Genomic DNA, 9,947 nt, shown 5'->3' on the forward strand with positions numbered 1-9,947 from the left:
GCGTCCGAGTGGAGGCCGCACAGCCGGGCCCCGAGCGGTACGCGTCGACCCGGCCGTGGTTCCAGTATCGGCCGCACGTGGGGACTCCGCGTCAGTGCTCACGCACCGGTATCATGCGCGTCCGCTGCGCCACTGGTGGAGAGGGAGCTGCGCGCCGCGGTGCCGGCTCCCCGCTTGTTGGCGGCACCTGTTTCGTGGGCGGGGTTCCGCCCCCAGCGGCCGCCTCCAGCTTCGGCACTGCGCTGAACACCTCACTACGGAGCGGAGTGCATGAGGCGCTGCGCCCGGTGCAGGTGCAGGACTTGCGGGGCGCGGTGGACCGAGCGCGGGGTCATCGCCGCGTAGGTCGCCCGGGCGGCTCGGACCACACCTCCGGGCCGCCGCCGCGCCACTCGATCAGTTCCGGGTCGTCGATCGCGGTGTCGGCTTCGGGCAGCTCCGCACCGTGCAGGAACTCCAGCACGTCGAGCAGGTGATACGCCACGCCGACAGTCTCGCCGCGGATCGTTACCCGCCTGCCGCCCTCCGGCGACAGCGGATGCACGACGACGGGCGCCTCTCCAGCCATGCCACCAGCGTCCATCCGAACGCGTCCGGACGCATCCTGATCACGCAACGTGACAGCCCTCAAGGCATGCGCTGCGCGACCCGCGCCGGTCAGCATCACGGGAAAGCCAGGGGGCGGTCCACACGTCGAGGCCGCCCCCGCGCCAGTGCACGAACAGCGAGCCCCCGAGTTCACGCCGCCACAGGTTCACCGCCGCCGCCGGCAGGAACGCCCCGCACGCCAGGTCCGACAGTCGGGTGTCCAGACCCTCGCTCACCGCGCGCTCACTCTCCGCTCAGGAAGGCGGAGGCCGTCACCGCGAGCAGCGCGGCAAGGACGGACCCCACCGGCAGGGGAGGCGTCGCCTCGCGGTCGGACTCGATCTGCTCGGCTCGCCCTGCGTGGCGACGGCGAGCAGCTGCCCGACGGACACCATGAACCCGCCCGGACGGGCCGGTGTCCTCCCACAGCTCGCACAGGATCGCGGCGAGCTCGCGAGCGTCGGCATCGCCGGTGAGGTCGTCCGGGGTCTGCTGGAGCGCCGGGGCGGCGATGCCGATCGAGGCGCTGACGCGTTCCGGGCGGGGCTGGAATCGTCCAGACTTCCCGTCTAGGCTTAGACTTATGATCGATGCGGCAGGGTGACCTGCGGCATTGGCGTACATACCGATCCTCGATCCGTCCGCTTCCGGGTCGCCCCGACTCGTTCTGCGGCACGAAGCGGTCGGATCAACTGGGAGGGAGAGCCGTGAACGACGCGCCGGGCCGGGAGCCCGATCCGAGACCTGCCGTCCTGGCAGGCGCCGAGGATGCGGACGAGCACCTCGTACGCGAAGCGGAGAAGATCGCAGTGGCCCTGGGCAGGACGCTGCCCGGCCTGTGTGAGGTCGTCCTGCATGACCTGCGGAATCCGGACCACGCCATCCGGGTCATCGAGAACAATCTGTCGGGACGTCAGGTGGGTGACTCGGTAACCGAGTTGGGCCTGGCCAGGATCAGCGATCCCGAGTACCCCAGCGTCATCCAGAACTACGCAAACCACTTCCCGGACGGACGGCCGGTCAAGAGCACCTCGATCGGAATCAAGAACGCCTCGGGCGACTACGTCGCCGCCCTGTGTCTCAACCTCGACGTATCGGTGCTCTCACCGCTGACCCTGACCCTGGCGAACCTGGTCGCGACCGGGACCGAGCACCGCGGGGAGCCCCTGGAGAGGTTGCGTAACCGCAACGCCCGGGAACTGCGCCAGATCGTGGAGAGCCACGCAGCCGAGAGGGCGGTCAGCCCCCGCGCGCTGCCGCGGGAGGCCAAGCGAGAGCTTGTCCGCCAACTCCGCGAGGACGGCTACTTCGAGTCCCGCGACGCCGCACAGGCGATCGCAGACCTGCTCGGCATTTCCCGCGCCACCGTCTACAACTACGCGAAGTGAGTAATCCGTGACCAGGACGACCGCCACCGGCGTGCCTACCGCCGGAGCCGGTGCGGGGATCAACCTGCAGAACGGCCGAGCAGTCTCTGCAGAGCCTCGATGCCTGCCTGGCCACCGCCGGCTCGAGTCGCGGCCGTCCGGTGCCGGTCACGGTGTCGGGGCCGACATCGACAACTGGCCGGAGTCCGACCGGCTTTACAGCGCGTGGGCGGGTGGGCATCGCCCGTCGCGTGCCGTAGCCGGCGCCCTGCACCATGGATCCGCTGTGGAGGTGCACGCCATTGCTGCCGTCGACTGAGCCCACCCCTCCCGAGGAGATCACCGGACGTCGCCTGCTCCACCTGCGCGAGGAACAGACCACCGCCGTCGACGACGGACTCGCCCTCAAGGTGGCCAGGGCCGCATTCCTCGCCTCGGTCGAGGGCACTGCCCCGGACAGCCTTGTCACCCACGGTTCCGACCCCCGCAACCGGTACACGGTCAAGCCGGCCGCCTCCCGGACCCACGCCGGGGTCAAGACCCCCGGCAAGCGGGAGCTGCCTCCGCAACTGCCGGCACAGGCGAAGTTGTTCTGCGACCTTCCTCAGCAGTCCCGCCGACTGGGCGAGCTGCAGCATGCCCCCGACGACGCACCGGTGACTGCGCTCGGCGACGTGCCGGCCGGCCGCGCACCAGGCCGGCGCAACGCTCTCGACATCACCGTCCTCGACAGCTCAGGCATCGGCCGTCAGGACCTCCACCTGGGCCTCGCCCTCCTGGACCGCATGGGAGTGTCTCTATGACCGCTTCTGCACATCTCGCCACGCTGGCCGACCCGGACACGCCGTTCGCCGTACTCGACGTGTCCCGCTCGCGCCGCAACGTCCAGCGCCTGGCCGGCCGCCTGAACGAGCTGGGGGTGGCTCTGCGGCCGCATGTGAAGACGGCGAAGAGCCTGCAGGTCGCCGCCCTGATGCACGGCGGTCGACCGGGACCGGTCACGGTCTCGACGCTGGCCGAAGCAGAGGCGTTTGCCGACGGCGGGTACACCGACATCACCTACGCGGTCGGGATCGCCCCGCACAAGCTGCCTCGCGTCATCGCACTGCTGCGGCGCGGGGTCACGCTGCGGGTACTCCTCGACAGCCCCGAGCAGACGCGCGCCGTGACCGTCGCCGCCCGTGAGGCAGGACTCAGGATCCCGGCTCTGATCGAGGTCGACTGCGACGGCCACCGAGGCGGTGTGCTGCTCGACGACCCCGCACTGGTCACCATCGGGCAGGAACTGCACGAGGCCGACTGCCTCGACGGGATCCTCGTGCACGCCGGCGAGTCCTACTTCGCCCCGACCGCGGAAGAGCAGCGGAAGGCGGCCGCCCACGAGCGCGACATCGCCGTCGCAGCTGCACAACGGCTGCGCGACCAGGGGATGGAGGTCGCGAACGTCAGCGTCGGCTCCACCCCGACCGCACACGCCGCCGACGACCTGACCGGAGTGACCGAGGTCCGCGCCGGCAACTACGTCTTCTTCGACCTGGTGATGGCCGGCCTCGGCGTATGCAAGATCGACGATCTCGCGCTGTCCGTGGTCGTCACCGTGATCGGGCACCGCCCCGAGCACGGCTGGATCCTCACCGACGGCGGCTGGATGGCGATGTCCCGCGACCGTGGCACCGCGAACCAGACCGTCGACCAGGGGTACGGCCTGGTCACCAACCTCACCGGCACCCTGATCCCCGGCCTGGTCGTGACCGGGGCGAGCCAGGAACACGGGATCCTCACCGCCGGCGACGGTTACCCGCTGCCCGACCTGCCCGTCGGCACCCGGCTCCGGATCCTGCCCAACCACGCGTGCGCCACCGCCGCCCAGCACCAGGCCTACCGGGTCGTCGACGGCAACGAGCACACCGCCGCCGATGCCGCTCCCCGCATCACCGACGTCTGGGAGCGAGTCGTCGGATGGTGAGAGCCCCCGGCTTCGGCCGCAGCGAACCTGCCCCCAGCGACCCCGACCCCAGCGAGCCCGACTGCACCGGCCCCGACCGCACCGACCCCGACCACACCGCGGAGGTCCGATGACAGCCCCGAGCCCTCCCATCCCGCACGAGCCGACCGCGTGGCCCGCGCTGGTGGACCGCACGGGCCGCCGGTACTCCGGCGACCGGCCCCGCTGGTGCGGAGACGACGGATCCCCGCTGACGGTCGCGCCGCGCCCTGGCATCACCCGAGCCGAGATCGACCCCGGCATACCTTCGCAGTGGCGCTACTCCGCGGCGCTGGGCATGCCGGGCCTGATACCGGTCACCCTCGGCGAGGGCCGCACACCGCTGCTGCCCCGCCGTCTGGCCGGGCTCGACGTCGCCGTGAAGGTGGAGACACAGAACCCCACCGGCAGCTTCAAGGACCGGGGCAGCTCGGTCATGCTCAGTGTGTTGCGTGCCCAGGGCGTGACCGCGGTCCTGGAGGACTCCAGCGGCAACGGCGGCTCCTCCGTGGCGGCCTACAGTGCCGCCGCCGGCGTACGCGCGCAGATCCTCGCGCCCGCCACCACTTCACCGGCGAAGCTCATGCAGAGCCGGTTCCACGGCGCCGAGGTCGAGCTGTGGCCCGGCACCCGGCAGGAAACCGCCGACGAGGCGCTGCGACGCCGCGGCGAGCACTTCTACGCCAGCCATAACTGGCAGCCCCACTTCCTCGAAGGCATCAAGCTGATCGCCTACGAGATCTGGGAGGACCGCGGTTTCACCGCCCCCACCGCAGTTGTGATGCCGGCCGGCGCCGGCAGCCTGGTCCTCGGATGCGCACAGGGCTTCAACGAGCTGTACCAGGCCGGCGAAATCGCCCGCCCGCCCCGGCTCCTGGTCAGCCAGCCGGCCCGCTGCAGCCCTCTGGTGCGGGCCTTCGCAACAGGCCTCGACCATGTCGAACCGGGACGATGGGACACCACGCTCGCCGAGGGCACCGCCATCACCCGGCCGGTCCGCGACCGAGAGGTGCTCACCGCCATCCGTGCCAACGGCGGCGCGCTGACCGCGGTGGACGAGGCAGCCCTGGGCCCAGCCGTCCTGGCACTGGCCGGAACCGGTCTGTATGTCGAACCCACCAGCGCCCAAGTGGTCCCGGCGCTGGCCGGGTTCGTCGCTGCAGGCCACCTGCGGCCGGACGACGACGTGGTGGTGATCCTGACCGGATCGGGACACAAAGCCGCGGCGGCAATGGCCGGGCTGCTCGACCCCGGCTCGCGGTGAGCGGATACACACGCCTGAACCTGCAACGGAAGCGGTTCTGGCGCGGAGACGGGCCCCGCCAAGTGCGTTCAGCGGACAGATGACATCTCGTGCCAGGGAGTTGACGGGGCGGCCCTCCAGGGCGGATGCCGGCTGCGCGAGGGCACGGAGCCCAGGCCGGACAGTGCCCCGGAGAACGGCATGATCGTTTTCCGGTGAATCCGATCACCGTGCCCGCGACCGGCTCCCACCGCGTAGTTCAGCGCCACCGACCACCAGCTCCGGACCGCCGAACCTGCTGCGCATCCGTCGGTCGTGTGTCACGACCACCAGCGTGCCCTGGTACCCGGCGAGAGCTGCCTCCAACTCCTCCACCAGCGCGGGGGAGAGGTGGTTGGTGGGCTCGTCGAGCAGCATGAGATGGACCGGTTCGGCCACCAGCAGAGCAAGCTCCAGCCTGCGCCGCTGACCAGTGGAGAGCACCCGTACGGGACGAGTGAAGTCCCGCTCATGGAGCAGGCCGGTCGCCGACAGCATCCTCGCCCGCTCCTCGCCGTACGTTTGAAGGACCGTGCGTCCGTCGAGGACCGGCAGCATGTTCTGGCGGAGGAATCCGACCCGGGACGGACGGGTGACCGTGCCCTCGGTCGGCACGAGTTCACCGGCCAGCACCTGGAGGAGCGTCGACTTGCCTGCCCCGTTCCGTCCGGTGACCAGCAATCGTCCGCCCGGCGGTATCTCCAAGGCGTCGAGTGCGAGCCGCCCGGGCACCTCGATGCCCGACAGAGCCACACCACCCACGGCCTCACCCTCGATGCGGGCCGTGAAGCGCAACGGCTGCGGGGGTGGCGGTACCGGGTCGGATGTCAGCCGGTGCAGCCGTTCGCGGGCGTTGCGGATACGGCTCATCGCACCGTGCGCCCGCGACCGGGCCCGGAACGCGCCCGCTCCGCTGAACGCCGCCGGCGCCTTCCTCGGGATCGCGGCCAGAAGGCCGCTGTTGGCGGTGGCAAGCTGCGACTGACGGGCCACGTCGGCACGCCAGTCCTCGTGTGCGCTGATCCAGCGTGCCCGGTCCGCGCCCTTCGCGGTGAGGAAGCCCGCATAACCGTTGCCGTGTCGCCGCACGGTGCGCCGGTCCTGGTCCACCTCCAGCACCGTGGAGGTGACCCGCTCGAGGAAGACACGGTCGTGTGTGACGGCGACGACCGTGCCACGGTGGGCGTGCAGCTGTTCTTCCAGCCAGCCGACGGCATCGTCGTCGAGGTCGTTCGTGGGCTCGTCGAGCAGCAGTAGTTCCGGCGAGGAGGCGAGGGCGGCGGCGAGTGCGAGCCGGGACCGTTTGCCGCCGGAGAGCGTCCCCAGCCGCCGGTCGAGATCGAGCGGCTCTCGTTCGCCGAGCCGGCGCAGGGTCACCGAGACCCTGCGGTCCGCGTCGTACCCGCCGCGCGCCTCGAACTCGGCGAGCAGCCGCGCGTATTCCTCGGCTCCGGCCTCGCCGGTCCTGGGCAGCCCGGCCGCGGCCGCACGGATACGCCGCTCCAGACCACGCAGATCGGTGAGGGCCAGATCGATCGCGTCGCCGACCCTCGCCGAGCCCGGCAGGTCCAGTGTCTGTGCGAGATGACCGACACCCCCGGGCGCTACGACGGTGAGCATGCCGTTGTCGGGCTCCTCCTGCCCGGCGAGCAGTCGCAGAAGCGTGGACTTTCCGGAGCCGTTGTCGCCGACGACGCCAACCTTCTCGCCGGGGCGGAGGGTGAACGAGACGCGGTCCAGAACGACGCGGTCGTCGTAGAGCTTCGTGACGTCGGCGAGAGCGATCTGGGACACCCCGGTGGTGACCGGGGCGGAGGCGACTGGGAACAAGGGCGACTTCCTTCAGCGTGAGACCAGTGAGCGAGACGAGGCGTATCGTCTTGTCTTTGTGGGACGCTAGCACCTCTCGTCCAACCTCACAAGACGCTACGTCTCGCAAGGGTCATGGGCCGCATCGCCATCGCGTTCCGATCGTTGTGATGGGCATGGGCCAGGAAACGAAGCCACGCCGACGTCCCCTCGGCCATGGTGCACCTCACCTGCGCAAGCCCCACGGCGACAGCCGAGAAGCGCGTGAGGGGCAGCCGCCGGCGCCGTCTCTGCGGGAGCGAGCGGCACGCCTGCAGCGAGGCTGGTGAGAGGTCTCGCCCGGCTGGGCACAGCAGGTGCCGGCCATGGGCCGTATCGCGGGACGGTTCGCCCAGGATGTCCGGAGCACTAGGGTGGTGATCGTGGCGACAGAACGATGGGCGCTGGGCGGCGACTTGAGCGTCGCGAGGATCGGCTACGGCGCGATGAAGCTGACCGGTTGGCCGAGGGGCGACCAGCCCCGCCGGGACACGGCACTGGCCATTCTGCGCCGGGCCGTGGAACTCGGGGTGAACCACATCGACACCTCGCACTACTACGCGCGTGACGGAGTGGCGGCCAACGAGCTGATCCGGGAAGCCCTGCACCCCTACCCGGACGACCTGGTGATCGTGACCAAAGTGGGCGCGCTGGTCGAAGGGGCCGATCTCGCCCTGCCGGCGTCGGAGAAGACCGGCCTCACCCCCGACAACCTGCGCCGAGGCATCGAAGCAAACTTGCTCTCGCTCGGCCTGGACCGCCTGGACGTGGTGAACCTGCGGATGGGTGATCTCGACCGCACGGAGACACCCTTGAGCGCGCCCCTGGAAACGCTGCTCGCGCTGCGCGAAGAGGGCCTGATCCGCCATCTGGGCATCTCCAACGTCACAGCCGCCGAGTTCGCCGAGGCCCACAAGATCGCACCGATCGCCTGTGTCCAGAACCTTTACAACGTGGCCCGACGCGATGATGACCCACTCGTCGACGCCTGCACACAAGCCGGCATTGCCTACGTCCCCTTCTTCCCGGTCGGCGGTTTCCAGCCGATCACGGCCGAGCGCCTGGAAGCCGTCGCCACCCGCCACCATGTGACCATGCCGCAGGTGTCCCTGGCCTGGCTGCTGGCCCGGTCGCCCAACATCCTGCTCATCCCTGGCACCGGCTCGCTGGACCACCTGGAAGAGAACATCGCAGCCGGCGCGCTGAAGTTGAGCACGGAAGACATCGCCGAACTCGGGTAAGAGCGAAGGCAGCCGCTCGGCGTACCCCGGCACATCATCGAAAGCCACTGCCGTTACGTCCCGTGCTCCAAAGCCCTGGCCCGCTATCCCGACGACGCGGTGCCCTGGCAGGGCGACCCCACCGTGCTGATGCGCCGAACCACCCTGCGCCGCCCGAAAATCCAGACGACGTATGGGCCACCTGCCGTACCGTTCATCCGACCCACACCCGCGGAGGAGACGCGAGCCATGAACGTGCTGCTATCCGGGATAGTCGGCTCCACCGCCTACGGACTCGCCAAGCCCGGGTCCGACATCGATCGCCTCGGCCTCTTCGCCGCGGACACCATCGCATTCCACGGCCTGCACGGCCCCGCCGATTCGCACGTCACCACGAACCCGGACCGCACCCTGCACGAAGCAGCGAAATGGTGCCGTCTCGCCCTCGGCGGCAACCCCACCGTCACGGAACTGGTCTGGCTCCCCGACGACCTGTACGAAGTACGCACCCCGCTGGGCGACGAACTGATCGAGATCCGAAGCTCCCTCCTGTCCGCCAAGCGAATCCGGGACGCCTACCTCGGCTACGCCACCCAGCAGTTCAAGCGGCTCTACGACCGAGGCGACGGATCTTTCTCCGCAGACACGCGCAAGCGGACCGCGAAGCATGCCCGGCATCTCATGCGCCTGTGTCATCAAGGCTTCGAGCTGTACACCACCGGCCGGCTGAACGTCCGCGTCGAGAAGCCCGAGGCCTTCCACGAGTTCGGCGAAGCGGTTGCTGCGGACGCAATGGCGGCGCTGCCCCTCCTGCGGGGCTTCGAGGAGCGGTTCGACCGGACGAAGAGCGTCCTGCCGGCCCAGCCGGACGAGGCGCCCGTCGAGGCATGGTTGCACCGGGTTCGCGCCGCGCACTACAGGTCCTGACGGCAGTGTGATCAAGGGCGTTATGCTGCCCGTCGGCTGCGTACGCAGTACAAGAAAAGCGGGGGGGACGGGACGCATGGGACCGAGACGGATTATCACCACTGTTGTCGCCTTGGGTGCCGGGGTCTATTTGCTCGGCGGCAGCGTGATGCGGTTGGAGACACAACTGACGGGGACGCCCGGCCACTTCCGGGCCGAGCACTGCGAGATCTATGAGTCCCGCCGTGACGACGACGGTGTGACGTGCTCCGGATCCTTCGAGGCCGAGGACGGCTCCTTCCGGATCGCACAGGTGGAGGTCGACACCGCCTTCGACGAAAAGCCGACGGAGCCGGTGGCCGTCACAGTTGACGGGCCCTCGGCGACCGAAGCGGTCGAGAGCCAGAACAACGTCTGGCTCATACCGGGCGGCACGGGTCTGCTCTGCCTGCTCGTCGGGGCGTGGAACGTCACGCAAGCCGTGCGTTCGCGTGGTCCCCGGCCGTCCGGGACGACTGACGCCGCGACGGCGGAGAAGCCCGCTCCGAGTCCGTCGTAGCCCCTGGCAGCCGCCACTCCAGGCGGATGCCCTCAAAGAGGCGCCCGTGGAGCATACGGCGGGGTGCCGGGAAGCGGGAGCCGGGCCGACGTACGGGTGGGGTGATGTCGCTGCCGATGATGTGGCGGGCCCTGGCCGAAGGTGGGCAAGGCGTTGACCACCCGCAGGGGCGCAGCCCTGCGGGTGGTGTCAG

At 70.0% G+C, this 9,947-nt stretch carries 10 protein-coding genes; 8 read left to right on the top strand and 2 right to left on the bottom strand.

The genetic code is table 11. The annotated features are described in order from the left end of the window. Nucleotides 1-331: 331 nt before the first annotated feature. On the bottom strand, nucleotides 332-568 hold the full coding sequence (locus ACWGI8_RS07430; protein WP_453659155.1) for a hypothetical protein: 237 nt from the start codon (nucleotides 566-568) through the stop codon (nucleotides 332-334). 236 nt (nucleotides 569-804) lie between these two features. On the opposite strand from ACWGI8_RS07430, the gene ACWGI8_RS07435 reads away from it, so the two are divergent. From ACWGI8_RS07435 to ACWGI8_RS07455, 5 genes are all read left to right on the top strand, one after another. Next, nucleotides 805-1,161 (top strand): hypothetical protein, encoded by a 357-nt coding sequence (locus tag ACWGI8_RS07435; RefSeq protein WP_453659156.1) that lies wholly within the window; start codon nucleotides 805-807, stop codon nucleotides 1,159-1,161. 179 nt (nucleotides 1,162-1,340) lie between these two features. Next, nucleotides 1,341-1,976 carry a helix-turn-helix transcriptional regulator gene (locus ACWGI8_RS07440; RefSeq protein WP_453659165.1) on the top strand — a complete coding sequence of 212 codons (636 nt, stop codon included), beginning with the start codon at nucleotides 1,341-1,343 and terminating at the stop codon, nucleotides 1,974-1,976. Nucleotides 1,977-2,257: 281 nt separating this feature from the next. Beyond that, complete coding sequence (locus ACWGI8_RS07445) at nucleotides 2,258-2,758, top strand: hypothetical protein (RefSeq protein WP_453659157.1); 501 nt, start codon at nucleotides 2,258-2,260, stop codon at nucleotides 2,756-2,758. Next, nucleotides 2,755-3,921, top strand: coding sequence for an alanine racemase (locus ACWGI8_RS07450; protein WP_453659158.1), 1,167 nt, complete (start codon nucleotides 2,755-2,757; stop codon nucleotides 3,919-3,921). Before ACWGI8_RS07445 ends, ACWGI8_RS07450 begins: the two co-directional genes overlap by 4 nt. Nucleotides 3,922-4,030: 109 nt before the next feature. Next, nucleotides 4,031-5,203 (top strand): pyridoxal-phosphate dependent enzyme, encoded by a 1,173-nt coding sequence (locus tag ACWGI8_RS07455; protein WP_453659159.1) that lies wholly within the window; start codon nucleotides 4,031-4,033, stop codon nucleotides 5,201-5,203. Between the two features lie 204 nt (nucleotides 5,204-5,407). Here ACWGI8_RS07455 and ACWGI8_RS07460 read toward each other — a convergent pair whose 3' ends face one another. Further along, nucleotides 5,408-7,015, bottom strand: coding sequence for an ABC-F family ATP-binding cassette domain-containing protein (locus tag ACWGI8_RS07460; protein WP_453659166.1), 1,608 nt, complete (start codon nucleotides 7,013-7,015; stop codon nucleotides 5,408-5,410). 428 nt (nucleotides 7,016-7,443) lie between these two features. Here ACWGI8_RS07460 and ACWGI8_RS07465 point away from each other — a divergent pair, with 428 nt between their 5' ends. The 3 genes from ACWGI8_RS07465 (at nucleotide 7,444) to ACWGI8_RS07475 (ending at nucleotide 9,754) form a co-directional block, all read left to right on the top strand. Beyond that, complete coding sequence (locus ACWGI8_RS07465) at nucleotides 7,444-8,310, top strand: oxidoreductase (RefSeq protein ID WP_453659160.1); 867 nt, start codon at nucleotides 7,444-7,446, stop codon at nucleotides 8,308-8,310. A 228-nt stretch (nucleotides 8,311-8,538) separates the two neighbouring features. Then, nucleotides 8,539-9,216, top strand: a complete 678-nt coding sequence (locus ACWGI8_RS07470) for a nucleotidyltransferase domain-containing protein (RefSeq protein ID WP_453659161.1) — start codon at nucleotides 8,539-8,541, stop codon at nucleotides 9,214-9,216. Between the two features lie 76 nt (nucleotides 9,217-9,292). Next, the gene (locus ACWGI8_RS07475; protein ID WP_453659162.1) at nucleotides 9,293-9,754 is read left to right on the top strand and encodes a hypothetical protein; all 462 of its coding nucleotides are present in this window, start codon (nucleotides 9,293-9,295) and stop codon (nucleotides 9,752-9,754) included. Nucleotides 9,755-9,947: the final 193 nt, after the last annotated feature.

The organism is Streptomyces sp. NPDC054841 (genome assembly GCF_053611045.1).